Source organism: Mesorhizobium opportunistum WSM2075 (assembly GCF_000176035.2).
Classification (GTDB): domain Bacteria; phylum Pseudomonadota; class Alphaproteobacteria; order Rhizobiales; family Rhizobiaceae; genus Mesorhizobium; species Mesorhizobium opportunistum.
This window is the reverse complement of sequence record NC_015675.1, coordinates 3,784,605-3,810,068: the sequence shown is the minus strand read 5'-3', so window position 1 is coordinate 3,810,068 and position 25,464 is coordinate 3,784,605. Positions and strand designations below refer to the sequence as shown.

Sequence of the window (25,464 nt, the reverse complement as noted above, 5' to 3'; positions counted from 1 at the left end):
TAACGGCTTTCCCACCGGAATTGCGTAAAAACAAAACTATACCCGCGCGGATGCGACCGCGCCGAAATGCACATCGCCGGCGGCGATCGTCAAAACAGACCCGTCATCGTCGCGGATCACGAAACGGCAGTCCTCGTCAATGGTCTCGAACACGCCACGCACCACATTACCGTCAATTCTGACAGCAACCTCACCGCCAAGGCCCGCCGCGCGTGCCAGCCAGCGCCGCCGGATGGCGGCAAGGCCGCGCCCTTCATCCCAAAGCCGGGCATTCTCGCTCCAGGCATCCGACAGCGCCAGGAACAGCGTTTCGGCATCGCATGCCGCGCCCAATGCGTGAAGCGATGTCGCGGGATACGGCAAATCCTGCGGATGCGCCACAACATTGACGCCGATGCCAACCGCGACCGCGAAACGCCCGCCGTCCAACACAGCGGATTCCAGCAGGATGCCGGCAAGCTTGGCGCCGGAGGCCAGCACATCGTTCGGCCATTTCAGCTCGAAACGGTTTTGGCCCTGGCTGGCGCCGTCGAGGCCGATGGCGATGCGGCCCTTCGGCACCACGGCGTCGAGCGCATCGGCCAGCGCCAGACCGGCGACGAAGCCGAGTGTCGCGGCAAGGCGAAGTTCTCCGCCGGTGAGGACGAGCAATGTCGCGGCCAGATTGCCTTCCGGCGTCGCCCAGACGCGGCCACGCCGTCCGCGACCGCTTTCCTGCTTCTTGGAAACGACCCACAGCCTGCCCGGATCGCCTGCCCGGGCATGATCAAGCGCCAACGCGTTGGTGGAGCCGACGCTGTCATGCGCCTCGAGCCGGAACCCTTCCGACGCCGAGGTTGGAGCCAGCCGAAATGCCATGCCGTCTAGAAGAACGTCTTGGCGGCGGCTTCGGCATAGGTGCCGATCGGCCCGCCGATCAGCACGTAGAACAGCACGAAGGCACCGCAGACGCCGAGCACGACGCGCAATTCCGTGGCCATCGGCACGAAACCGCCGACGGGTTCGTCGAACCACATGATCTTGATGATGCGCAGATAGTAATAGGCGCCCACCACCGAGGCCAGCACGCCGATGATCGCCAGCGCATAGAGGTTGGCGTTGATGGCGGCGAGGAAGACATACCACTTCCCCCAGAAGCCGGCGAGCGGCGGGATGCCGGCCAGCGAGAACATCAGGATGGTCAGGATCGTCGCCATGATCGGATTGGTCGACGACAGGCCGGCCAGGTCGCTGATCTGCTCGACATTGCCTTCCTTGCGCCGCATGGCGAGGATGAAGGCAAAGGTGCCGAGCGTCATCACCAGGTAGATCAGCATGTAGATGGCGACCCCGCGCACGCCGGCCTGGCTGTTGGCGGCAAGGCCGACCAGCGCGTAACCCATATGGCCGATCGAGGAATAGGCCATCAGCCGCTTGATGTTGGTCTGGCCGATGGCGGCAAAGGCGCCGAGCGCCATGGAGGCGATCGAGATGAAGACGATGATCTGCTGCCAGTCGGCGGCGATCGGCTTGAACGCGCCCATGGTGACGCGCACGATCAGCGCCATCGCCGCCATTTTCGGCGCTGCCGCGAGGAAGGCCGTCACCGGCGTCGGCGCACCCTCATAGACGTCCGGCGTCCACATGTGGAACGGCACCGCCGAGATCTTGAAGGCAAGGCCGGCCAGCACGAAGACGAGCCCGACGACGAGGCCGAGCTGGCGCTCGCCGCCGCCGAGTGCGGTCGCGATCTCCTGGAAGCCGGTGTTGCCGGTGTAGCCGTAGACCAGCGAGATGCCATAGAGCAGCATGCCCGACGACAGCGCGCCCAGCACGAAGTACTTCAGGCCGGCCTCGGTCGAACGCAGATTGTCGCGGTTGATCGCCGCCAGCACGTAGATCGCCAGCGACTGCAGTTCGAGGCCGAGATAGAGCCCGATCATGCCGTTGGCCGAGATCATCAGCATCATGCCCAGCGTGCAAAGCAGGATCAGCACCGGATATTCGAACTTGTCGAAACGCTCCGCCTTGGCAAAGCGCATCGACATCACCAGCGTCACAGCCGAGCCGACCAGCGCCAGCACCTTCATGAAGCGGGCGAAGGAATCCTGGACGAAGGCGTTGCCGTAGGCGCTGCCCTGCCCCGTGGAAAAGATCAGCCAGGCGCCGGATATCACCAGCACGGCGACGGCAAGGCCGGTCACCGTGTTGGCGGTGTTGGCGCGCGAATACGCCCCGACCATCAGCAGCGCGAGCGCGCCGATGGCAAGGATCAGCTCGGGCGTCGAGAGCGATAGGCTGGAGAGAAGGTCCGGCGTCATGGTTCGCAAAACCTCTGGTCAGTTCGCCGCCGCGGTCTGCGCGGCGCCGATGGATGCGGTGACATTGGTGACGAGCGACTTGACCGATTGGGCCGTCGCGTCGAAGACGGGAGCGGGATAGACGCCGAAGAAGATGACCAGCACCACCAACGGGTAGATGATGGCCTTCTCGCGCGGCGACAGGTCGAGCAGCCCCTTCAGGCTATCCTTGGTCAGCGCGCCGAAGATCACCCGGCGGTAGAGCCAGAGCGCGTAGGCGGCCGACAGGATGACGCCGGTGGCGGCGAAGAACGCGACCCAGGTGTTGACCCGGAACACGCCCAGCATGGTCAGGAACTCGCCGACGAAGCCTGACGTGCCGGGCAGGCCGACATTGGCCATGGTGAAGACCATGAATACGGTGGCGTATTTCGGCATGTTGTTGACGAGGCCGCCATAGGCATCGATTTCGCGTGTGTGCATGCGGTCGTAGATGACGCCGACGCATAGGAACAGCGCGCCCGAAACGAGGCCGTGGCTGAGCATCTGGAAGATCGCGCCCTGCACGCCTTCCTGGTTCATGGCGAAGATGCCCATGGTGACGAAGCCCATATGGGCGACCGACGAATAGGCGATCAGCTTCTTCATGTCCTCCTGCATCAGCGCCACCAGCGAGGTGTAGATGATGGCGACGACGGAGAGCGTGAACACCAGCGGCGCGAACATCTCGGACGCCAGCGGGAACATCGGCAGCGAGAAGCGCAGGAAACCGTACCCGCCCATCTTCAGGAGGATGGCAGCCAGGATGACCGAGCCGGCCGTCGGCGCCTCGACGTGCGCGTCCGGCAGCCAGGTGTGCACCGGCCACATCGGCATCTTCACCGCGAAGGAGGCGAAGAAGGCGAGCCATAGCCAGATCTGCATGTTGGCCGGGAAGCTGTGCGTCAGAAGGGTCGGAATGTCGGTCGTGCCGGACTGGTAGAACATCGCCATGATGGCGAGCAGCATCAGCACCGAGCCGGCCAGCGTGTAGAGGAAGAACTTGAACGAGGCATAGACGCGCCGCTTGCCGCCCCAGACGCCGATGATGATGAACATCGGGATCAGGCCGGCTTCGAAGAAGACGTAGAACAGCACGATGTCCAGCGCGCAGAACACGCCGATCATCAGCGTCTCGAGCAGCAGGAAGGCGACCATGTAGGCCTTGACGCGCTTCTCGATCGATTCCCAGGACGCCAGGATGCAGAGCGGCATCAGGAACGTCGTCAGGATGACGAACAGCATGGAAATGCCGTCGACGCCCATATGGTAGGAGATGCCGGAGTCGAGCCAGGCGGCCTTCTCGACGAATTGGAAGCCGGCCTGCGAATTGTCGAAGCCGGTCCAGATGAACAGCGAGATGATGAACGTGAACGTCGTCGTCAACAGCGCGATGGCGCGGATGTTGCGACGTGCGTTCTCGCTGTCATCATTGATGAACAGGATTAGCAGCACACCAACCAGCGGCAGGAAGGTGACCAGCGAGAGGATTGGCCAGGCGGTCATCAGAGCATCATCCAGGTGACGAATGCGGCAACGCCGATCAGCATGGCGAAGGCATAGTGATAGAGGTAGCCGGTCTGCAGCTTGACGACGCGGTTGGTGACGTCGACGACGCGCGCCGAAATGCCATCCGGCCCAAGCCCGTCGATGATGGTGCCATCGCCAGTCTTCCACAGGAAGGAACCAAGGCGCTTGGCCGGCCGCACGAACAGGAAGTCGTAGAGCTCGTCGAAGTACCACTTGTTGAGCAGGAAGGCGTAGAGCCCGCGATGCTGGGCGGCCAGATTGACGGGCATTTCCGGCGAGCGAATGTAGAATTTCCAGGCCAGCGCCAGCCCGACCAGCATGGCGATGAAGGGCGACAGCTCGACCCACAGCGGCAGCTCATGGATCTCGTGCAGGATGTGGTTGTCCGGCAGCGTGAACAGCGACGCCTTCCAGAACTCGGCATAGCCTTCGCCGATGAAGGAATTGTGGAAGATGATACCGGCAAACAGCGCGCCGGCGGCCAGGATGAACAGCGGCACCAGCATCACCGGCGGCGATTCATGGACATGGTGCATCACCTCGTGGCTTGCCCGCGGCTTGCCGTGGAAGGTCATGAAGATCAGCCGCCAGGAGTAGAAGGAGGTGAAGCCGGCGGCGATGACCAGCAGCACGAAGGCAAGGCCGGCGACCGAATTGTGGCTGGCAAAGGCGGTCTCGATGATGGCGTCCTTGGAGAAGAAGCCGGCGGTGCCGATGACGGTCACCGGGATGCCGACGCCGGTCAGCGCCAGCGTGCCGATCACCATCATCCAGTAGGTGGCCGGGATCAGCTTTCTCAAGCCACCCATCTTGCGCATGTCCTGCTCGTCGGAGACGGCATGAATGACCGAGCCCGAGCCGAGGAACAGCAGCGCCTTGAAGAAGGCATGCGTGAACAGGTGGAAGATTGCCGCCCCATAGGCCCCGACGCCGAGCGCCACGAACATGTAGCCGAGCTGCGAACAGGTCGAATAGGCGATGACCCGCTTGATGTCGTTCTGGACCAGACCGACGGTCGCCGCGAAGAAGGCGGTGAAGGCGCCGATGAAGGTCACCACCGTCAGCGCCGAATGCGACAGCTCGAACAGCGGCGACAGCCGCGCCAGCATGAACACGCCGGCCGTCACCATGGTGGCGGCATGGATCAGCGCCGAGACCGGAGTCGGGCCTTCCATGGCGTCCGGCAGCCAGGTGTGCAGCGGCACTTGCGCCGACTTGCCCATGGCGCCCATGAACAGGAGCAGGCAGACGACGGTCATCGCCGCCTGCTTGTCGAGCGCATGGCCGAGGAAGGTGAGCACGGCCGCTCCTTGCGGCGCGCCTTCAGCGGGGACGAAGGTCGCCGCATTGGCGAAGATGGTGCCAAGGTTGACCGAGCCGAACAGTACGAACACGCCGAAGATGCCGAGCGCGAAGCCGAAATCGCCGACGCGGTTGACGACGAAGGCCTTGATGGCGGCGGCATTGGCCGACGGCTTCTTGTACCAGAAGCCGATCAGCAGGTAGGACGCCAGACCCACGCCTTCCCAGCCGAAGAACATCTGCACGAGATTGTCGGCGGTCACCAGCATCAGCATGGCGAAGGTGAACAGCGACAGGTAAGCGAAGAAGCGCGGCCTATTCGGATCGTGGTGCATGTAGCCGATCGAATAGATGTGAACCAGCGCCGAGACGGTGTTGACCACCACCAGCATCACCACCGTCAGCGTATCGATGCGCAGCGCCCAGGATACGTCGAGGCCTCCGGACTGGATCCAGTGCAGCACCGGCACGGTGAACACCTCGCCATGGCCGAAGCCGACGCTGAAGAAGGCAACCCACGACAGCAGGGCCGAAATCACCAGGAAGCCGGAGGTGATGTATTCGGACGCCTTGGCGCCGAGCGACGTGCCGAACAGGCCGACGATCAGGAAGCCGAGCAGTGGAAGGAAGACGATGGCCTGATACATGGTGGTTCCGTCAACCCTTCATCATGTTCACGTCTTCGACCGCGATCGAGCCGCGGTTGCGGAAGAAGACGACGAGAATAGCAAGTCCGATGGCGGCTTCCGCCGCTGCGACCGTCAGCACGAACAGCGCGAACACCTGGCCGACCAGATCGCCGAGCGCCGCCGAAAAGGCGACGAAGTTGATGTTGACCGCAAGCAGGATCAGCTCGACCGACATCAGGATGACGATGATGTTGCGGCGGTTCAGGAAGATGCCGAACACGCCGAGCGTGAACAGGATCGCCGATACGGTCAGATAATGTGCGATGCCGACGACCATTTCAGACTCCTTCGCCCGACTTGACCTTGCGGATTTCCATGCCGGTCGCCGGCGTGCGGCCGACCTGGGCTGCGATCGACTGCCGCTTGACCCCTTCCTTGTGGCGCAGCGTCAGCACGATGGCGCCGATCATGGCAACCAGCAGGATGAGGCCCGAAATCTGGAAGTAGTAGAGGTAGTCGGTGTAGAGGATGTCGCCGAGCGCGGCCGTGTTCGAACGCGCCGCGAGATCGGGAATCGGCTTGGCGACCGTCGAGGCGAGTTGCGGCGCGAAGGTGTAGCCGCCCAACACCACGATCAGTTCCGCTGCCAGGATCAGCCCCACCAGCGCGCCGATCGGCGCGTATTGCAAGGCGCCTTCCTTCATCTCGGCGAAGTCGACGTCGAGCATCATGACGACGAACAGGAACAGCACCATCACCGCGCCGACATAGACGACGAGCAGGATCATTGCCAGGAACTCGGCGCCGGTCAGCATGAAGAGGCCGGCGGCGTTGAAGAAGGTCAGGATCAGGAACAGCACCGAATGCACGGGGTTGCGCGACGAAATGACCATGAACGCCGATGCCACCGCGACAAAGGCGAAGAGGTAGAAAAAGGCCGCCTCTAGTCCACTCAGCATTGGGGATCCCCCGGGTTCCTATCCGAAACAGGACAACCGTCCTGTTCGATTTTTGCCGCCGCCTCCGGCCGCAAGTTTCATTGTGTCCTATCGCATGTTCCGATCGGGTTGAAAGGCCCGATCGACAGAAACATGCGACACTCTTTTAATCCGGAGGATGATCTGGTCCGAAAAATCCGCAACTTTTCGGGATCATCCTTTGACGAGGCCCCTCGCCCCGCCCAAGCGTCGATATCAGCGGTAGGGCGAGTCCAGCGAGATGTTGCGCGCCAGTTCGCGCTCCCACCGGTCGCCATTCGCCAACAGCCTGTCCTTGTCGTAGTAGAGTTCCTCGCGCGTCTCCGTCGCGAATTCGAAATTCGGCCCCTCGACGATGGCGTCGACCGGGCAGGCTTCCTGGCAAAAGCCGCAATAGATGCACTTCACCATGTCGATGTCGTAACGCACGGTGCGGCGCGTGCCGTCATTGCGGCGCGGGCCGGCCTCGATGGTGATCGCCTGCGCCGGGCAGATCGCCTCGCACAGCTTGCAGGCGATGCAGCGTTCCTCGCCATTGGGATAGCGGCGCAAGGCATGCTCGCCCCGGAAGCGCGGGCTCACCGGCCCCTTCTCGTGCGGATAGTTGATCGTCTCCTTCGGCGCGAAGAACTGGCGCATCGACAGGAAAAAGGCGCTGACGAAATCCTGCAGCAGCAGCGATTTTGCGGCTTGAGTTAGTGCACCCATTCGCCACTCCCAAAGAAATACAGCGCAAGAAAGGCGCCTAAGAGGCCATACAAAACAACACCTAAATGCGGATAGTCTGCCAAGCTGAGGTTACGCAGCAGAACCTCGCGCATCTGCCTTTCCCCGACGGAAAGAGGCACACCATTCCATTTGGTATGCTTGGAGAAGTTCGGCGAGGATGGCGGGGCCTTGCGTAACCCAAGCCACGCCAGCAGAACACCCAAAGCGGCCCCAACTGCCAGGATCGCGAAATTAGACATCACGCCATCCCCGTGAACTTGAGGAAGGCGGCGACGATCACGACCATCGCGAGCGAAATCGGCAGGAACACCTTCCAGCCCAATCGCATCAGCTGGTCGTAGCGGTAGCGCGGCACGAAGGCCTTGACCATGGAGATGCCGAAGAACACGAAACAGACCTTCAGCACAAACCAGATGACGCCGGGCACCCAGGTGAAGGGCGCGAAGTCGAAGGGCGGCAGCCAGCCGCCGAGGAACAGGATGGTGGCCAGCGCGCACATCAGCACGATCGCGACATATTCGCCGAGGAAGAACAGCAGGAACGGCGTCGACGAATACTCGACCATGTGGCCGGCGACCAACTCCGATTCGGCTTCGACCAGGTCGAAGGGCGGACGGTTCGTCTCGGCCAGCGCCGAGATGAAGAAGATGATGAACATCGGGAACAGCGCCAGCCAGTTCCAGTCGAGGAAGGTGTTGGGCAGGCCAAGCCGGGTGCCAATTCCGCCCTGCTGCGACAGCACGATATCGCTGAGGTTGAGCGAACCGGCGGTGAGCAGCACCGTGACGATGACGAAGCCGATCGAGACTTCGTAGGACACCATCTGCGCCGCCGAACGCAGCGCGCCGAGGAACGGATATTTCGAGTTGGACGCCCAGCCGCCCATGATCACGCCGTAGACCTCGAGCGAGGAGATGGCGAAGACATAGAGGATGCCGACATTGACGTTGGCGATCGCCCAGCCCTGGCTGACGGGAATGACCGCCCAGGCCGAGATCGCCAGCACGGCGGAAACCAGCGGCGCCAGCAGGAACACGCCCTTGTTGGCCCCTGACGGGATGACCGGTTCCTTGAAGACGAACTTCAACAGGTCGGCGAAGGCCTGCAGCGTGCCCCAGGGGCCGACGACGTTCGGCCCGCGACGCAACTGCACCGCTGCCCAGATCTTGCGGTCGGCATAGAGGATGTAGGCGACGAAGATCAGCAGCACGACGATCAGCACCACTGATTTCAGCAGGATCAGCAGCGCCGGCAGCACGTAGAAGGAGAAGAAGGTGTCCATGCTTATTCCGCCGCCTGCTTGAAGCCGCTCTTGGCCAGTGCCGAGCATTCCGCCATCACGGCGGACGCCCGCGCGATCGGGTTGGTCAGGTAGAAATCCTTGACCGGCGAGGTGAAGGTGCCCTTGTTCAGCCGCCCGCCGAGCTTCGCCACCCCGGCGATATCCTCGGCATTGCCGGCCGCGACCTGGTCGATGCGGGCCAGATGCGGGTATTCGCCATAGAGCTTGGCGCGCAGTTGCGGCAGCGAATCGAACGGCAACTTCTTGCCCAGCACGTCCGACAGCGCCCGCAGGATCGCCCAGTCCTCGCGCGCATCGCCCGGCGCGAAGCCGGCGCGGTTGGTCTGCTGCACGCGCCCTTCCGTGTTGACATAGGTGCCCGACTTTTCGGTGTAGGCGGCCGCCGGCAGGATGACATTGGCGCGGTGCGCGCCGGCATCGCCATGCGTGCCGATATAGACGACGAAGGCGCCGCCGGTCTTGCCCATGTCGATCTCGTCGGCGCCGAGCAGGAACAGCACGTCTGTTTCGCCCAGCATGCCGGCGACGTTCTTGCCGCCCTCGCCCGGCACGAAGCCGAGATCCAGGCCGCCAACGCGCCCAGCCGCATTGTGCAGCACGGCAAAGCCGTTCCAGTCCGCCCGTGCGGCGTTCACCGCAGCGGCGAGCTTGGCCGCCTGGCCGAGCACGGCAGCACCGTCCGCGCGTGCCAATGCGCCCTGGCCGATGATGATCAGTGGGTGCGTGGCCTTCTTCAGCGTCTGGAAGAACTTGCCATTGCCGTCGGCCAGATCCTTGAGCGAATCCGGTCCGGCGCCCAACAATTCGTACTCGTAGCGGGTGTCGCCGACATCGCCGATGACGCCGACCGGCAGATTGCCGACCCGCCAGCGCTTGCGTATGCGGGCGTTGAGCACCGAGGCCTCGAAGCGCGGATTGGCGCCGATGATCAGCACCGCGTCGGCCTGCTCGATGCCTTCGATGGTCGGGTTGAAGATGTAGCTGGCGCGGCCGAGCGCCGGGTCGAGCGCGGCGCCATCCTGGCGGCAATCGGTGTTCCTGGAGCCGAGCGAAGCCATCAGCAGCTTCAGCGCGTAGATTTCCTCGACCGCGGCCAGATCGCCCGCGATGGCGCCGATCTTCTCGGGCGTCGTCTTCGACACCGCGTCCTTGATAGCGGCGAACGCGTCGGCCCAGCTTGCCGGAACCAGCTTTCCGTCTTTTCGCACATAGGGCCGGTCGAGACGCTGCGTGCGCAGGCCGTCCCAGATGAAGCGGGTCTTGTCGGAGATCCACTCCTCGTTCACCTGCTCGTTAACGCGCGGCAGGATGCGCATCACCTCGCGGCCACGGCTATCGACGCGGATCGCCGAGCCGACGGCATCCATGACGTCGATGGATTCGGTCTTGGTCAGCTCCCACGGCCGCGCCTGGAAGGCGAACGGCTTGGACGTCAGCGCGCCGACGGGGCAGAGGTCGATGACATTGCCCTGAAGCTCCGAGGTCATCGCGCTTTCGAGATAGGTGGTGATCTCGGCATCCTCGCCACGGCCGATCAGGCCGAGTTCGGAAATGCCGGCGACTTCGGTGGTGAAGCGGACGCAGCGCGTGCAGTGGATGCAGCGGTTCATCACCGTCTTGACCAGCGGGCCGATATATTTGTCTTCGACCGCGCGTTTGTTCTCGTGATAGCGCGAGGAATCGACGCCGAAGGCCATCGCCTGGTCCTGCAGGTCGCATTCGCCGCCCTGGTCGCAGATCGGGCAGTCGAGCGGATGGTTGATCAGCAGGAACTCCATCACGCCTTCCCGGGCCTTCTTGACCATCGGCGTGTTGGTAAAGATCTCCGGCGGCTCGCCATTGGGGCCGGGGCGCAGGTCGCGCACGCCCATGGCGCAGGAGGCCTGCGGCTTGGGCGGCCCGCCCTTGACCTCGATCAGGCACATACGGCAGTTGCCAGCGATCGACAGCCGCTCGTGGAAGCAGAAGCGCGGCACTTCCGCGCCCGCGTCTTCCGCCGCCTGCAGCAGCGTATAGTGGTCGGGTACAGTGATCTCTTTCCCGTCGACCTTGAGCTTTGCCATTCGCCTCAAACCCCTGCGGATTTCCCGCAATCCAATTTCCCGGGCGCGACAGACGCAGCGCCCGACATTTCATTCACTTCTTCGCGGACAGCGCAGTTGCCTGGGCAGTCCAATCGTCACGGCCGATGCGGCCGTTGAACGACAGATAGTCGTCGACCCAGGCGATCTCCTGCGGGGACCAGGCCGCGATCTGGGCATACGTCCAGATGCCGAGCCCGTTCAGAACTTTCTCGAGCTTCGGCCCGATGCCCGGTATCGCTTTCAAGTCCGACGGCTTCGCCGGCTTGTCCATGGCCTTGGGCTGGCGGAAATCCTCGGGCAACAATGCGTCGGGGACGTCGCCCGTTGCCGGGCCGGCACTGGCCACCGGCGCCGTGGTGGCGGCTTCCTTGGCGGCAATGTCGGTGACTTCCTGCGCGAAGGACTGCGCCTCGGCAATCATGGTCTTCGCCGTCGCCCGCGCCTTGGTGGACGAAGAGTTCGCGTCCTCGAATTCTTCGACGCGCGTCTCGAAATCCTCGATCAGCGGCTGCATCAGGCGTTGCGATGCCTCGGCGGCTCCCGAAAGCGCGCCCAGCCAGACGCCGAACGCGTGGTTGGCGAGCCCGAGGCTCAAGGCCGACATCGCAGCGGCACCCGCGACAGGATGCGCGAAAAGGTTGACGGCGCTGGCCATCTCCTTCGGCATCATCCTGGTCAGGTCCTGGTTCATCTTCTCGATCTGGTCCAAATTGGGCATCAATGGGTACGAATACGGCGCCATAGAAAGTTCTCCTGGTCGTTTCTTCGTTCGCCCCGCCCCGTTCGTCTCGTCCCGGGCTTTCGCCCGCGGTCACAAATTTATTCCGCAGCCACCATCACCGGCTCAGCCCGGTGCGCGTTGCGGGAAAACTCGTCGATGCGCCGCTCCACCTCGCCGCGGAAATGCCGCATCAGGCCCTGGATCGGCCATGCCGCCGCGTCGCCCAGTGCGCAGATCGTGTGGCCCTCGACCTGCTTGGTGACGTCGAGCAGCATATCGATCTCGCGCTTCTGCGCCTCGCCGCGCACCAGCCGCTCCATCACCCGCCACATCCAGCCGGTGCCTTCGCGGCACGGCGTGCACTGGCCGCAGCTCTCATGCTTGTAGAAATAGGACAACCGCGCGATCGCCTTCACCACATCGGTCGACTTGTCCATGACGATGACGGCCGCCGTGCCGAGACCGGACTTCAGGTCGCGCAGCGCGTCGAAATCCATCGGCGTGTCGATGATCTGCTCGGCCGGCACCAGCGGCACCGAGGCGCCGCCCGGGATGACCGCCAAGAGATTGTCCCAGCCGCCGCGAATACCGCCGCAATGCGTCTCGATCAGTTCGCGGAACGGGATCGACATCGCCTCTTCGACAGTGCACGGATTGTTGACGTGGCCTGAGATGCAGAACAGCTTGGTGCCGACATTGTTGGGCCGGCCGAAGGACGAGAACCAGGCCGCGCCGCGGCGCAGGATGGTCGGCGCCACCGCGATCGACTCGACATTGTTGACGGTCGTCGGACAACCATAAAGTCCGACATTGGCGGGGAATGGCGGCTTCAGCCTGGGCTGGCCCTTCTTGCCTTCGAGGCTTTCGAGGAGTGCTGTCTCCTCGCCGCATATATAGGCGCCGGCGCCGTGATGCATGTAGATGTCGAAATCGTAACCGGACGTGTTGTTCTTGCCGATCAGCTTGGCCTCATAGGCCTCGTCGATGGCGCGCTGCAGCGCCTCGCGCTCGCGGATGAACTCGCCGCGCACATAGATGTAGGCGGCGACCGCCCCCATGGCGAAGCCGGCGATGAAGGAGCCCTCGACCAGCGTGTGCGGATCGTTGCGCAAGATGTCTCGGTCCTTGCAGGTGCCGGGTTCGGATTCGTCGGCATTGACGACGAGGTAGCTCGGCCGGCCGTCGCTCTGCTTGGGCATGAACGACCATTTCAAGCCGGTCGGGAAGCCGGCGCCGCCACGGCCGCGCAGGCCCGACGCCTTCATCTCGTTGACGATCCACTCGCGCCCCTTGGCGATGATGCCGGGCGTGTTGTCCCAGGCGCCGCGCGCCATCGCGCCGGCCAGCGACTTGTCGAACAGGCCGTAGATGTTGTTGAAGATGCGGTCTTTGTCCTGAAGCATTTTTCGTCCCTCAGACCGGCTTCTTGCCGAAAACGCGGATGTATTCGGCGACACCGCCCTTGGCGAGCGCCTTGGCCTGCTTGACCCAGTCGTCGCGGTCGATGCGACCTTGGAAGGAAAGATAGCCGTCGACCCACTCGCGCTCGGCCTTCTTCCACGACGCGACCTGCGCGAAGGTGAAGATGCCCAGCGTATGCAGGATGCCTTCGATCTTGGGGCCGACGCCGGAGATCAGCTTGAGATCGTCGACCGCGGCCGGCCTGTCGATGCCGGCCGGACGGTTCTTGTCCTCAAGCGATGGTTTTGCCGGTTTTGCCACGGGCACCTTGGCCTCCGGCGCCTTGAAGGCGGAGGCCGGCTCGGCCTTGGCGATCGGCCCGCTGCGCTGCTTGGAAACCTTCTCGACCTCGGGGGCCGCCTTGTTCGCATTGACGGCCGAATGCCGCGGCGCCGAAACGCTCGCCGCCTTCTCCGCCGCCGGCGCCACCTTGGCCTTCGAGGGTGTCTTCAACGCCGGGCTGGTCTCGGGCGCATCGGTCTTCGGCTTGCTGGCATTGGACGGCGCGACAGGGGCGGTGGCGGGTGCCGGAACCGACGCCGCGATGATCGCGTCGGGCGCCGCCTTGGCGGCCTTGGCTGCTTCCCTGGCTTCCCGGTCGCGGGTCGACTTGAGGATCGCCTTTTCGTTCTTCAGCGTGGTGAGGCCGGTGGCCGGTTCCGAGCCGGTGCGGCCGTTCTGCGGCCCCGGCGCCACCGAGGCGCCCTTGCCCGCGTCATAGAGGTCGATGATTTCGGCCAGCCGTTCCGGCGTCAAATCCTCGAACGTGTCTTTGAAGACCATGACCATCGGTGCGTTGACGCAGGCGCCGAGGCACTCGACCTCCTCCCACGACAAGGTGCCCTTGTCGTTGGTGTGGAACTGGTCGTGATGGATTTTCGAGCGGCAGACATCCATCAGCGCTTCCGAGCCGCGCAGCATGCAGGGCGTGGTGCCGCAGACCTGGATGTGCGCGCGCGTGCCAACGGGATTGAGCTGGTATTGCGTGTAGAAGGTCGCGACCTCGAGACCGCGGATACGCGGCATGCCGAGCATGTCCGAAATCGTCTCGATCGCCGCCTTGGTGACCCAGCCTTCCTGCTCCTGCGCTATCATCAGAAGCGGGATGATCGCCGACTGCTCGCGGCCCTTCGGGTATTTCTTGATCCATTGCTTCGCTACGGCCGCATTCGCCCGGTTGAAGGCGAAGGAGGCTGGCTGGACGCTGGCTTCTGCGAGACGGCGGACTGACATTTAGCGATCGACCTCACCAAACACGATGTCGAGGGAGCCAAGAACGGCGGTGACGTCGGCCAGCATGTGGCCGCGGCACAGGAAATCCATGGCCTGCAGATGCGCGAAGCCGGGCGCGCGCAGCTTGCAGCGATAGGGCTTGTTGGTGCCGTCGGAGACCAGGTAGACGCCGAACTCGCCCTTCGGCGCCTCGACGGCCGCATAGACTTCGCCGGCCGGCACGCGATAGCCCTCGGTGTAGAGCTTGAAGTGGTGGATGAGCGCTTCCATCGAGCGCTTCATCGCCTGGCGCTTCGGCGGCACCACCTTGCCGTCGAGGTTCGACACCGGTCCGGTGCTTTCCTTGCCGAGCAGGAGATCGACACACTGGCGCATGATCTTCGCGGACTGCCGCATCTCTTCCATGCGCACCAGGTAACGGTCGAAACAGTCGCCGTTCTTGCCGATCGGAATGTCGAAATCCATTTCCGAATAGCATTCGTAGGGCTGCGACTTGCGCAGGTCCCAAGGCGAGCCCGAGCCGCGCACCATGACGCCCGAAAAACCCCAGGCCCAGGCATCGGCCAGCGAAACAATGCCGATATCGACATTGCGCTGCTTGAAGATGCGGTTGCCGGTCAGCAGCTTGTCGAGATCGTCAAGCGACTTCAGGAACGGGTCGATCCACTTGCCGATATCCTCGACCAGCTGGCGCGGCAGGTCCTGGTGGACGCCGCCGGGACGGAAATAGGCGGCATGCATGCGCGAGCCGGAAGCGCGCTCATAGAACACCATCAGCTTTTCGCGCTCGACGAAGCCCCACAGCGGCGGCGTCAGCGCGCCGACGTCCATGGCCTGCGTCGTCACATTGAGGATATGCGACATGATGCGGCCGATTTCGCAGTAGAGCACGCGGATCAACTGGCCGCGCCTCGGCACTTCGATGCCAAGCAGGCGCTCGGCGGCCAGCGCAAAGGCATGCTCCTGGTTCATCGGCGCGCAATAATCGAGCCGGTCGAGATAAGGCACCGCCTGCAGATAGGTCTTGGCCTCGATCAGCTTTTCCGTGCCGCGATGCAGGAGCCCGATATGCGGATCGACGCGATCGACGACTTCGCCGTCGAGTTCGAGAACAAGGCGCAAAACGCCGTGCGCCGCAGGGTGTTGCGGTCCAAAGTTGATGTTGAAATTGCGGACGGAGGTTTCAGCCATTTACTGCTTTGCCTTCTCGTCACCCGGCAGCACGTAGTCCGTACCTTCCCACGGGGACAAAAAATCGAAATTGCGGAATTCTTGCTTGAGCTCGACCGGCTCGTAGATGACGCGCTTGGCTTCGTCGTCGTAACGCACTTCGACAAAACCGGTCAGCGGGAAATCCTTGCGCAGCGGATGGCCTTCGAAGCCGTAGTCGGTCAACAGGCGGCGCAGATCGGGATGGCCCGAGAACAGCACGCCATAGAGATCGTAGGTCTCGCGCTCGAACCAGTCGGCACCAGGAAAGACGCCGGTGATCGACGGCACCATCGTCTCCTCGTCGGCCTGCACCTTGACGCGGATGCGCACATTCTGCCTCGGCGACAATAGATGATAGACGACGTCGAAGCGCTTGGCCCGCGACGGATAATCGGCACCGCAGACATCGATGATAGAAATGAACTGGCAGCGTGCGTCGTCGCGAAGGAAGGTTACCACCTCGACCAGGTTTTGCGGCTCGACGTGAACGGTAAGCTCGCCATAGGCAAGCACCGCGTCACTGAAGCGGCCAGGCAGCTTCTCGCCGAGATAGGTCGACAGTTCGCTAAGGGATGCGGCCATGGATTTACCGTTCGATCGTGCCGGTGCGGCGGATCTTCTTCTGCAGCAGAAGAATGCCGTAGAGCAGGGCTTCGGCGCTCGGCGGGCAGCCGGGCACATAGATGTCCACCGGCACGACACGGTCGCAGCCGCGCACCACCGAATAGGAATAGTGGTAGTAGCCGCCGCCATTGGCGCACGAGCCCATCGATATGACGTAGCGTGGCTCCGGCATCTGGTCGTAGACCTTGCGCAGCGCCGGCGCCATCTTGTTGGTCAGCGTGCCGGCGACGATCATGATGTCGGACTGGCGCGGCGACGCGCGCGGCGCGACGCCGAACCGCTCCGAGTCATAACGCGGCATCGAGGTATGGATCATCTCGACCGCGCAGCACGCCAGACCGAAGGTCATGAACATCAGCGAGCCGCTGCGCGCCCAGGTGATCAGCGCCTCGGTCGAGGTGACCAGGAAACCCTTGTCGGCAAGCTCGTTGTTGATTTCGAGGAAGAAGGGATCGTCCTGTCCCACCGGCTTGCCGGTGTTGGGATCGATGATACCCTTGGGCTTCGGCGCGACGAGGGTGCCTGAACTGTCGTTCAATCCCATTCCAGCGCTCCTTTTTTCCATTCATAGGCAAAGCCGATGGTCAGCACTGCCAAAAACACCATCATCGACCAGAAACCGAGCATGCCGATCTTCGAGAAGGACACCGCCCAGGGAAACAGGAAGGCCACTTCCAGGTCGAAGATGATGAACAGGATCGACACCAGGTAGAAGCGGATGTCGAATTTCATGCGGGCGTCGTCGAACGAGTTGAAACCGCACTCGTAGGCGGAAAGCTTTTCGGGATCGGGGTTGCGGTACGCCACCAGGAACGGTGCGGCCAGCAGCGCCAGGCCGACGACCAGCGCCACGCCGATGAACAGGACGATGGGCAGGTACGAACTGAGAAGTGCGTTCATGCAGCGGCTTTCCGTTGGCGCCAATCCATTTTGATTACAGCACCGGACCTTAATGCGGAAGCGTGACAGTTTAACCGCTGAACCGTTTTAAGGGGCCTATGCTGCAACGCGGCGAGGGTTAGCGCAGCACTTCCAGCGAAGCAAGTCAAACCTTGTTCAAAAGGCGGTGCTGGACGGCATATACGGAGAAACTGGTCCGATACGCTCCTGTTTGATTTCCTTCGCTTTCTACTCCACTTTTCTCTCCTGACATGGATGCCGCCAAAACCCTGCTAGCATGGGCAGGAATCACCCATCAAACGACGGTCATCGAGTTACAAGAGTCGCATCCGAATGAAGGAAAAGATCTCGCTTGCCACCGCCCGGCGCGTCGCGCTCGCCGCTCAGGGTTTTCTCGACCCCCGCCCCAATGGCACGCCCGACCGCCGTCATTTCGCCCGCGTTCTGTCGCGTACCGGCCTGCTGCAGATCGATTCCGTAAGCGCGGTGGTGCGCGCGCATTACATGCCGCTCTATTCGCGCCTTGGCCCCTACCCGCTCGCTCTGCTCGACAACGCCGCCGTCACCCGCAAGCGCACGGTGTTCGAATACTGGGCGCACGAGGCCTCCTTCCTGCCGGTGGAGACCTGGCCGCTGATGCGCTGGCGCATGCAGCGCGCCGAGCAAGGCAAAGAGATGTATCTGGGGCTGGCCAAATGGGGCCGCGAGCACGCCGCCTATATAGAAGAGATCTACCGCGAGGTCGTCGCGCGCGGCCCGATCGCTGCTTCCGCGCTCGAAGGCCAGAAAGGCTCGGGCGGCTGGTGGGGCTGGAGCCACGCCAAGCATGCCTTCGAATGGCTGTTCTGGGCCGGGCGCATCACGACGGCGCACCGCCGCGGGTTCGAGCGCTTCTATGACCTGCCCGAGCGCGTGCTGCCGCAGGCGGTTCTCGACCTGCCCGTACCGGCCGCCGAGGACGCGCACCGCGAATTGCTGCGCATCTCCGCCCGCGCTCATGGCGTGGCGACATCAGGCGATTTGCGAGACTATTTCCGTTTGTCCCCCGCCGACATGAAGGGCCGCCTGGAGGAATTGGTCGAACTCGGTGAGCTGCTGCCGGTGCGCGTCGAAGGCTGGGATAAGCCCGCTTACCTGCACAAGGATGCCCGTCTGCCCAGGAAAATCGACGCCCGTGCCTTGCTGGCCCCGTTCGATCCTGTGGTCTTCGAACGCTCGCGCTCGGAACGGCTGTTCGATTTTCACTACCGCATCGAGATCTACACGCCGGCCGAAAAGCGCCAATATGGCTACTACGTCCTACCCTTCCTGCTCGGCGACAGGATCGTGGCGCGCGTCGACCTCAAGGCCGATCGGCCGGCGAGTGTGCTACGCGTCCACGCGGCCTATGCCGAGCCCAAGGCGCCAGCGGAAACCGCCGCCCAGCTTTTCGAGGAATTGAAGCAAATGCAGGGCTGGCTCGGGCTTGAGCGCATGGAAGTGACGCCCGCTGGCGACCTCGGACAGTCACTTGCCGACATCGCCATGTCGTAGGCCCGCGTTGACAGTCCTGCCCGCAACAGCCTAAATCCGCTCCAGACGGTCTCTTCTCTTCAATGAGAGGGGCTAAGAGGGAATGCGGTGCGGGATGAAAATCTCAAATCCGCGGCTGTCCCCGCAACTGTAAGCGACGAGCCAAGGCCGAAAGCCACTGGGAGTTCCCGGGAAGGCGGCTAACCAAGGCGATGACCCGCGAGCCAGGAGACCTGCCGTCTGCGACAACATAATCCGATCGCCCGGCGGGTTTCCGGGCAAGGAGCCGGTTTTTGGACCAGAACAGCAGTTTTTCGGCTGGCACAGCGGACAATTCGTCCGTCGACGGCGATGCCTTGGCCGGCGTCACCGTCGTCGTCTGCGCCTCGTGCCGTGACGAAACCGGCTCCGACGCCCATCCCCGCGCCGGCGAACTGCTGGCTGAGGATACGCGCAACGCCGCCTCGGGCGAAGATATCCGCGTCCGCACCGTCGAATGCCTCGGCAATTGCAAGCGCCGCCTCAGCGCCGCGATCCTCCGCGACGGCTGCTGGAGCTATGTCTTCGGCGATCTGACCACGGCTAGCGGCGCCGACCTTGTCACCGGCGCAAAGCTCTTCGCCACTTCCACCGACGGCCTCATCCCATGGCGTGGCCGGCCCGATAGCCTCAAGCGCGGCCTCGTTGCCCGCATCCCTCCTCTCGACATGCTGAAGGACTGACCATGACCGCTCCAGATTCGTCCGCCAACCTTTCCCGCGTTCCCTGCACCGTCGTCACCGGCTTTCTCGGCGCCGGCAAGACGACGCTGGTCCGCCATCTCCTGGAAAACGCCGGCGGCAAACGCATTGCCATCATCGTCAATGAGTTCGGCGACATCGGCATCGACGGCGAGATATTGAAGGGCTGCGGCATCGACACCTGCCCGGAGGAAAACATCGTCGAACTGGCCAATGGCTGCATCTGCTGCACCGTGGCCGACGATTTCGTGCCGGCGCTCGACCAAATCCTGGCGCTGTCGCCGAAGGTCGACCACATCCTGATCGAGACCTCGGGCCTCGCTCTGCCCAAGCCGCTGGTCCAGGCGTTTCAGTGGCCGACGGTGAAAAGCCGCGTCACGGTCGACGGCGTGATCGCCGTGGTCGATGGCCCGGCGCTGGCCGAAGGCCGCGTCGCCAACGACATGGACGCGCTGCAGGCGCAGCGCGCTCAGGATGAGAGCCTCGACCATGACGACCCGGTTGAGGAAGTGTTCGAGGACCAGATCGCCTGCGCCGACCTGATCATCCTGTCGAAGAGCGACCTGATGGACGCCGCAGGCTCAGCCCGCGCCAACGCCATCATCAACGAACACTCCGCCCGCGCCGTGAAGATCGTGCCGACCTCGCACGGCAAGGTCGATCCCTCCGTGCTGCTCGGCCTCGGCCTCGCCGTCGAGGATGACATCGAGAACCGCAAATCCCATCATGACGGCGCGTTCGACCACGAGCATGACGACTTCGACACCTTCATCGTCGACATTCCCTCGATCGCCAATCCCGACGAGCTGGCAAAACGCGTCGCCAACGCCGCCGAGCAGGAAAACGTGCTGCGCGTCAAAGGCTTCGTCGAGGTCGGCGGCAAGCCGATGCGGCTCTTGCTGCAGGCGGTCGGCCCGCGCGTCAATCATTACTATGACCGCGCCTGGACGGCCGAGGACGATCGTCGTTCGCGCCTCGTCGTCATCGGTCTCAAGGGGCTGAACCGCCCGGCCATCGAACGCATACTCGCCGGCTGATCTCGGACAGGCCGCGATGCACATCCTCACCACGACTTCCGCCTCGCTCGACGATCTCGCCGAGCCGGTCGACCTGCGGCAGACGCCGGCGGATATCGTGGCGCTGTCCTTCACCGACAGCGATCTGGCTGGACTGGCAGCGGCGTGGAAGGCCGACGCCGGCCGCTTGCCCTCGATGCGGCTCGCCGCACTGCGCGACCTGCGTCATCCCATGTCCGTCGACCTCTGGGTCGACAGCGTCGCCCGCCATGCCAAGATCATCCTCGTGCGCATCCTCGGCGGCCACGACTGGTGGCGCTACGGCTGCGACCAGCTCGCCGCGACCGCCCGCGCGCACGGCATAAAACTGGCGCTGCTGCCGGGTGAGAGCCACGACGAGGATCTCCGCCTCATCGAAGCCTCAACGCTGCCGCGCGAGGAGTTGGATAGCCTGCTCAGCTATTTCCGCGAGGGCGGCCCGGCCAATATGAGTGCGCTGGTGCGGAGGCTGGCGGGGCTGGCTGGGCAGGATGTGACGACTGTCGAACCGGTCGAAGTTCCAAAAGCCGGCTACTATGAGCCAAGTCGCGGCGTCGTCCCCCTCCCCCACGAGGGGAGGGTCCGGCCGCAGGCCGGGGGTGGGGTCCTCTCCGAAGCGCGCCGACTCAAGGAAACGTCGCCCCCGGTCGTACCGACCCCACCCGGCCCTGCGGGCCACCCTCCGCTCGAGGGGGAGGGAAACGCCACGCCAGTCATTCCCATCCTCTTCTACCGCTCGATGCTGCTAGCCGCCGATGTCGCGCCGATCGATGCCCTTTTCGAAGCACTCACCCAACGCGGCATAACCCCCGTCCCGATCTTCGTCTCCAGCCTCAAGGACCCGGCATCCCTGGCCTTCGTGGAAACCGCGCTTGCCACGCTGAAACCCGCCGCCATCATCACCGCGACCGCCTTTGCCTCCGGCGCCGAACCCGGCGTCGAAACCCTGTTCGACCGCGCCGGCGTGCCCGTCTTCCAAGTCATCGTCGCCACCACCCGCCACGACGTCTGGGAAAACAACCAGCGTGGCCTGGCACCCGCCGACCTCGCCATGCATGTCGTGCTGCCCGAACTCGACGGCCGCATCCTGGCCGGCGCCATTTCCTTCAAGGGCGAGAGCGAGACCGATCCGGCACTTGGTCATCACGCTTTCGCCAATCGGCCGGAACCGGATCGCGTCGCCCAAGTCGCGGACCGCATTGCGGCTTTCATCAAGCTGCAGGAAACGCCCCGCACGATGCGCAAGCTGGCTATCCTCATCCCGGACTACCCAAGCGCCCCCGGCCGCACCGGCTATGCCGTTGGCCTCGACGTGCCGTCCAGCGTGCTGGCCATGCTGCACGACCTGAAGAAGCAGGGTTATGGGGTTGAGGGGATTCCTGAGACGCCGCGCGAGTTGCTGGGTTTGCTGGAGCGGGGCGATAGTGGGTTAGGGTTAGAGGAGTATCTGGACTTCTCGAAGAGCCTGCCAACAGCGGCAATTGCCGCGGTAGAGGCTGCATGGGGAAAACCCGAAGGGAGAGGCTTGCGTGAGGCACCCCCCTCTGTCCTGCCGGACATCTCCCCCTCTAGGGGGGAGATTGCGCTCCCATCTCCGCCTTCGCCAATCTCCGATCTTGTAAAGGGAGAGCCGGCGACTAAACTGCCAATCTCCCCCCTTGCGGGGGAGATGTCCGGCAGGACAGAGGGGGGTGTTCAAGCTCCGACCTCGACCCACTTCCCCTTCCGTGCCGCCACCTTCGGCAACATCACCGTAGCCCTCGCCCCCGATCGCGGTCGCTCCGCCGACCGCCGCGCCGACTATCACGATCCGACGCTCCCGCCCCGCCATGCGCTCCTCGCCTTTGGCCTCTGGCTGCGCAAGTCGCTCGGCGTCCATGCCCTTATCCATGTCGGCGCCCATGGCACGCTGGAATGGCTGCCGGGCAAAACCGTCGCGCTTTCGGAAAACTGCTTTCCCGAGATCGTCACCGGTCCGCTGCCCGTCATCTATCCCTTCATCGTCTCCAACCCCGGCGAGGCAGCGCAGGCCAAGCGGCGCATCGCCGCCGTCACGCTTGGCCATCTGCCGCCGCCGCTGACCGGTGCCGGGCTCGACGAAAACCAGCACAAGCTCGAACGGCTGGTCGACGAATACGCCCAGGCCGATGGCCTCGACCGCCGCCGCCGCGATCGTCTGGCCAAGCTGATCGTCGACACCGCACAGAAAACCGGCCTCGCCTCGGAAGCTGGCGTCGCCAGGACCGATGCGCCCGACGAGGCGCTGCGCCGCATCGACGCCTGGCTTTGCGATCTCAAGGATTTCGCCATCAAGGACGGGTTGCATGTCTATGGCCGTGCGGCCGAGGACGAGCCCGACGCCATGCGCCGCCAAAGTGCGGAGAGTGAGAGGACGGCGCTGCTCGCGGCGCTCGATGGCCGCCACATTAAGGCCGGTCCGGCCGGCGCGCCGGCGCGGGGCCGCTCCGACGTGCTGCCCACCGGCCGCAACCTGTTCACGTCCGACCCGCGCACCATGCCGACGCCGACCGCCTATGATCTGGGCAAGGCGGCGGCGGAAGAAGTGGTGCGCGGCTACATGCAGTCGCATGGCGACTGGCCGCGCTCGCTGGTCATCGACCTCTGGGGCTCGGCCTCGTTGCGCACCGGCGGCGAAGAGATTGCGCAAGGTCTGGCGTTGATGGGCTGCCGCCCGCAATGGGATGCTGCCACCGGCCGCATCACCGGCATCGAAGTGCTGCCGCCGGCCACTCTCGGCAGGCCACGCGTCGACGTCACCTGGCGCATATCGGGCCTGTTCCGCGACATGTTCCCGACCCAGATCGCGCTGATCGACGCCGCCGCCAACGCCGTCGCCGCCCGCGACGAGGAGGATGCGGAAAACCCGCTCGCCGCCAAAACCCGCGCGGACGGCAAGATCAGCCCGCGCATCTTCGGCACCTCGCCCGGCACCTACGGCGCCGGCGTGGAGGATCTGCTGTCGAGCGGCGAGTGGAGCGCGCGCGAGGAGATCGGCCGCGCCTATCTCGACGCCACCTCGCATGCCTATGGCGGCGCCGATGGCGAAGGCGTCTCCGCCCCCGGCGCTTTCGAGGGCCGTATCGCCGAGGCCGACCTTCTCGTCCACACCGGCGACGACCCCGGCCGCGACATCCTCGAAGGTTCGGCCGACGTCGCCTTCATCGGCGGCTTTTCGGCCGCACTCGCGGCGCTCGGCAGGAATGCCGACGTTATCGTGCTCGACACCACGGATCCGCAAAAGCCGAAGCCACGCTCGGTCGGTGAGGCGGTGGCCCGTGTCGTGCGTGCCCGCGCCGTCAATGCGCGTTTCATCGCCGGCCAGATGCGGCACGGCCCGCGCGGCGCCTCCGAATTCGCCGAGACGGTCGACCGGCTGGTCGGCTTTGCCGAGACCACCCATGCCATACCAAGCGCGCTGATCGAGGCCGTGCACGACGCCTATGTCGGCGACGCCGAAGTTCGCGCCTTCATCCTGCGCGAAAACCCGGCCGCCGCGAAAGTCATTGCCGAGCGTTTTCTCTCGGCGCGCCGGCGTGGCCTCTGGCATCCCCTGCGCAACTCCATCGACGACGACCTCGCCGCCCTGATTGCCGAGGCGGAAGCACTCGAGGTGGCGGCATGAACGCCTTCACGCGCCGTGGCGCCTGCCCGGCTCTGTCGGCGCCGATGCTGACCGGCGACGGGCTATTGGTGCGGCTCAACCCGGTTGCCGGAGGCCTGTCGCCGGAGCTGTTGATCGCCCTGGCCGAATCCGCCCTGCGGCACGGCAACGGCATCATGGAGGTGACCGCGCGCGGCAGCCTGCAAATACGCGGGCTAACAGCGGACAGCGCCGCGCTGCTGGCAGCAGAGGTCGATGCGCTGGGCATTGCGGTGCGCACAGGCGTGCCGGTCGAGACGGGACCGCTGGCGGGCATCGACCCGCAGGAGATTGCCGATCCGCGGCCTATGGCTGAGCGGATCAGGGTGGCGGTCGATGAGGCTGGGTTGACGCAACGGCTGGGGCCGAAGGTTTCGGTCATCGTGGACGGCGGCGGGCAGCTGTCGATGGATGCAGTGACAGCTGATGTGCGGCTGAAGGCGGTGCGAGCCGACAACGACATCGTTTGGAGCGTATCGATTGCGGGCGACGGCCGAAACGCGAAGGTATTGGCAAAGGTCGATGCAAATGCTGCGAGAGACATTGCCGTCGCTGCGCTGAGAATGGTCGCCGAGAAAGGCCGTGAGGCTCACACACGGGATTTGTCGGATCGACAGTTGGTGTCTCTGGCAGGTTGGCTATGCTTGACAAGTTTGCGCGAGGCGCCCCCCTCTGTCCTGCCGGACATCTCCCCCTCAAGGGGGGAGATTGGCAGTTCGGGCGCCGGCTTTTCCTTAACAAGACCGGAGATTGGCGAAACCATCGGTGACAGCGTAATCTCCCCCCTTGAGGGGGAGATGTCCGGCAGGACAGAGGGGGGCGCCTCGCGCAAACCTATCGGCCTTTTCCCTTTGGCCGGCGACACTTTCACCCTCGGCATAGCCCTCCCCTACGGCAGCATGCCGGCGGACAAAATCATCGCCCTCGCCCAAAGCGCCCTCGCCCTCGGCACCATCGAAATCCGCCTCGCCCCAGGCCGCGCTTTGCTCTTCCTCGGCCAGCCACCGGCCGCCAACCAGCCCCTTCAAGACACAGCCGCCGCCCTCGGCTTCGTCACCTCCCCCACCGACCCGCGCACGCGCATCGCGGCTTGCGCCGGCACCCCGGCCTGTGCTTCCGGCCGCATCGCCACGCGCGACATAGCCGGGACGATCGCCGCCGAAAACGCCGACATCCTCGACTTCACGCTGCACATTTCCGGCTGCGCCAAGGGCTGCGCGCATCCCGGCCCGGCGGCGCTGACGATCGTCGGCGGCGAAAATGGAGCCGGACTTGTCGTGAACGCGACGGCAAAGGCCCTTCCTGCCGGGTACAGGCCGGGCTATGACGCCGCGCGTGGTTTCAGTCGCGTCGCCGCAGTGATCCGCAGCGCACGATATCCGGGCGAAACAGCCGCCGCTTGCCTGACAAGGCTCGGGCCGGCCGGCATCGCCGAGGCTTACCGACAGGCCCAAACCAAAAAACGGAAATGAA

22 protein-coding genes and 1 riboswitch are annotated in these 25,464 nt (G+C 64.3%); of the genes, 5 read left to right on the top strand and 17 right to left on the bottom strand.

What is annotated here, in order from left to right; genetic code table 11:
• Window positions 1–36 precede the first annotated feature (36 nt).
• The 17 genes from MESOP_RS18295 to MESOP_RS18215 form a co-directional block, all read right to left on the bottom strand.
• Window positions 37–858: a biotin--[acetyl-CoA-carboxylase] ligase gene (locus MESOP_RS18295; protein ID WP_013894823.1), complete on the bottom strand. Its 822-nt coding sequence runs from the start codon at window positions 856–858 to the stop codon at window positions 37–39.
• A 5-nt stretch (window positions 859–863) separates the two neighbouring features.
• Window positions 864–2,300, bottom strand: coding sequence for an NADH-quinone oxidoreductase subunit NuoN (nuoN, locus tag MESOP_RS18290; RefSeq protein ID WP_013894822.1), 1,437 nt, complete (start codon window positions 2,298–2,300; stop codon window positions 864–866).
• Window positions 2,301–2,318: 18 nt separating this feature from the next.
• The gene (locus tag MESOP_RS18285) at window positions 2,319–3,824 is read right to left on the bottom strand and encodes an NADH-quinone oxidoreductase subunit M (RefSeq protein ID WP_013894821.1); all 1,506 of its coding nucleotides are present in this window, start codon (window positions 3,822–3,824) and stop codon (window positions 2,319–2,321) included.
• Window positions 3,824–5,797, bottom strand: a complete 1,974-nt coding sequence (nuoL, locus tag MESOP_RS18280) for an NADH-quinone oxidoreductase subunit L (RefSeq protein WP_013894820.1) — start codon at window positions 5,795–5,797, stop codon at window positions 3,824–3,826. The genes MESOP_RS18285 and nuoL overlap by 1 nt, the downstream gene beginning before the upstream one ends.
• A gap of 10 nt (window positions 5,798–5,807) precedes the next feature.
• Entirely contained in the window at window positions 5,808–6,116 is a 309-nt protein-coding gene (gene nuoK / locus MESOP_RS18275; RefSeq protein ID WP_013894819.1) for an NADH-quinone oxidoreductase subunit NuoK, read from the bottom strand.
• Window position 6,117: 1 nt separating this feature from the next.
• Window positions 6,118–6,738 (bottom strand): NADH-quinone oxidoreductase subunit J, encoded by a 621-nt coding sequence (locus tag MESOP_RS18270; RefSeq protein WP_013894818.1) that lies wholly within the window; start codon window positions 6,736–6,738, stop codon window positions 6,118–6,120.
• A 234-nt stretch (window positions 6,739–6,972) separates the two neighbouring features.
• Complete coding sequence (gene nuoI / locus MESOP_RS18265) at window positions 6,973–7,464, bottom strand: NADH-quinone oxidoreductase subunit NuoI (protein ID WP_013894817.1); 492 nt, start codon at window positions 7,462–7,464, stop codon at window positions 6,973–6,975.
• Window positions 7,452–7,724 (bottom strand): hypothetical protein, encoded by a 273-nt coding sequence (locus MESOP_RS18260; protein ID WP_013894816.1) that lies wholly within the window; start codon window positions 7,722–7,724, stop codon window positions 7,452–7,454. Before MESOP_RS18260 ends, nuoI begins: the two co-directional genes overlap by 13 nt.
• A complete protein-coding gene (nuoH, locus tag MESOP_RS18255) occupies window positions 7,724–8,767 on the bottom strand; it encodes an NADH-quinone oxidoreductase subunit NuoH (RefSeq protein WP_013894815.1) in 1,044 nt (347 codons plus the stop codon). Before nuoH ends, MESOP_RS18260 begins: the two co-directional genes overlap by 1 nt.
• A gap of 2 nt (window positions 8,768–8,769) precedes the next feature.
• Window positions 8,770–10,851 carry an NADH-quinone oxidoreductase subunit NuoG gene (nuoG, locus tag MESOP_RS18250; RefSeq protein WP_013894814.1) on the bottom strand — a complete coding sequence of 694 codons (2,082 nt, stop codon included), beginning with the start codon at window positions 10,849–10,851 and terminating at the stop codon, window positions 8,770–8,772.
• 73 nt (window positions 10,852–10,924) lie between these two features.
• Window positions 10,925–11,614, bottom strand: a complete 690-nt coding sequence (locus MESOP_RS18245) for an NADH-quinone oxidoreductase subunit E (RefSeq protein ID WP_013894813.1) — start codon at window positions 11,612–11,614, stop codon at window positions 10,925–10,927.
• A gap of 77 nt (window positions 11,615–11,691) precedes the next feature.
• Window positions 11,692–12,996, bottom strand: a complete 1,305-nt coding sequence (gene nuoF / locus MESOP_RS18240; RefSeq protein WP_013894812.1) for an NADH-quinone oxidoreductase subunit NuoF — start codon at window positions 12,994–12,996, stop codon at window positions 11,692–11,694.
• Window positions 12,997–13,006: 10 nt separating this feature from the next.
• Window positions 13,007–14,287, bottom strand: a complete 1,281-nt coding sequence (locus MESOP_RS18235; protein ID WP_013894811.1) for an NADH-quinone oxidoreductase subunit E — start codon at window positions 14,285–14,287, stop codon at window positions 13,007–13,009.
• The gene (locus tag MESOP_RS18230; RefSeq protein WP_013894810.1) at window positions 14,288–15,478 is read right to left on the bottom strand and encodes an NADH-quinone oxidoreductase subunit D; all 1,191 of its coding nucleotides are present in this window, start codon (window positions 15,476–15,478) and stop codon (window positions 14,288–14,290) included. It abuts the gene before it with no gap.
• Window positions 15,479–16,081, bottom strand: a complete 603-nt coding sequence (locus tag MESOP_RS18225) for an NADH-quinone oxidoreductase subunit C (RefSeq protein WP_013894809.1) — start codon at window positions 16,079–16,081, stop codon at window positions 15,479–15,481.
• A 4-nt stretch (window positions 16,082–16,085) separates the two neighbouring features.
• Complete coding sequence (locus MESOP_RS18220) at window positions 16,086–16,667, bottom strand: NuoB/complex I 20 kDa subunit family protein (protein WP_013894808.1); 582 nt, start codon at window positions 16,665–16,667, stop codon at window positions 16,086–16,088.
• Window positions 16,658–17,023, bottom strand: coding sequence for an NADH-quinone oxidoreductase subunit A (locus tag MESOP_RS18215; protein WP_010910112.1), 366 nt, complete (start codon window positions 17,021–17,023; stop codon window positions 16,658–16,660). The genes MESOP_RS18220 and MESOP_RS18215 overlap by 10 nt, the downstream gene beginning before the upstream one ends.
• 333 nt (window positions 17,024–17,356) lie before the next feature.
• On the opposite strand from MESOP_RS18215, the gene MESOP_RS18210 reads away from it, so the two are divergent.
• The 5 genes from MESOP_RS18210 to cobG all read left to right on the top strand — a co-directional run bounded on the left by MESOP_RS18210 (window position 17,357) and on the right by cobG (window position 25,463).
• A complete protein-coding gene (locus MESOP_RS18210) occupies window positions 17,357–18,556 on the top strand; it encodes a winged helix-turn-helix domain-containing protein (RefSeq protein ID WP_013894807.1) in 1,200 nt (399 codons plus the stop codon).
• Between the two features lie 29 nt (window positions 18,557–18,585).
• Window positions 18,586–18,790, top strand: a riboswitch (cobalamin riboswitch).
• A 38-nt stretch (window positions 18,791–18,828) separates the two neighbouring features.
• A complete protein-coding gene (locus MESOP_RS18205) occupies window positions 18,829–19,257 on the top strand; it encodes a DUF1636 family protein (protein ID WP_013894806.1) in 429 nt (142 codons plus the stop codon).
• A gap of 2 nt (window positions 19,258–19,259) precedes the next feature.
• On the top strand, window positions 19,260–20,312 hold the full coding sequence (gene cobW / locus MESOP_RS18200) for a cobalamin biosynthesis protein CobW (RefSeq protein ID WP_013894805.1): 1,053 nt from the start codon (window positions 19,260–19,262) through the stop codon (window positions 20,310–20,312).
• Between the two features lie 16 nt (window positions 20,313–20,328).
• Window positions 20,329–23,973, top strand: a complete 3,645-nt coding sequence (locus MESOP_RS18195) for a cobaltochelatase subunit CobN (RefSeq protein WP_013894804.1) — start codon at window positions 20,329–20,331, stop codon at window positions 23,971–23,973.
• Window positions 23,970–25,463 carry a precorrin-3B synthase gene (gene cobG / locus MESOP_RS18190; RefSeq protein WP_013894803.1) on the top strand — a complete coding sequence of 498 codons (1,494 nt, stop codon included), beginning with the start codon at window positions 23,970–23,972 and terminating at the stop codon, window positions 25,461–25,463. Before MESOP_RS18195 ends, cobG begins: the two co-directional genes overlap by 4 nt.
• Window position 25,464: the final 1 nt, after the last annotated feature.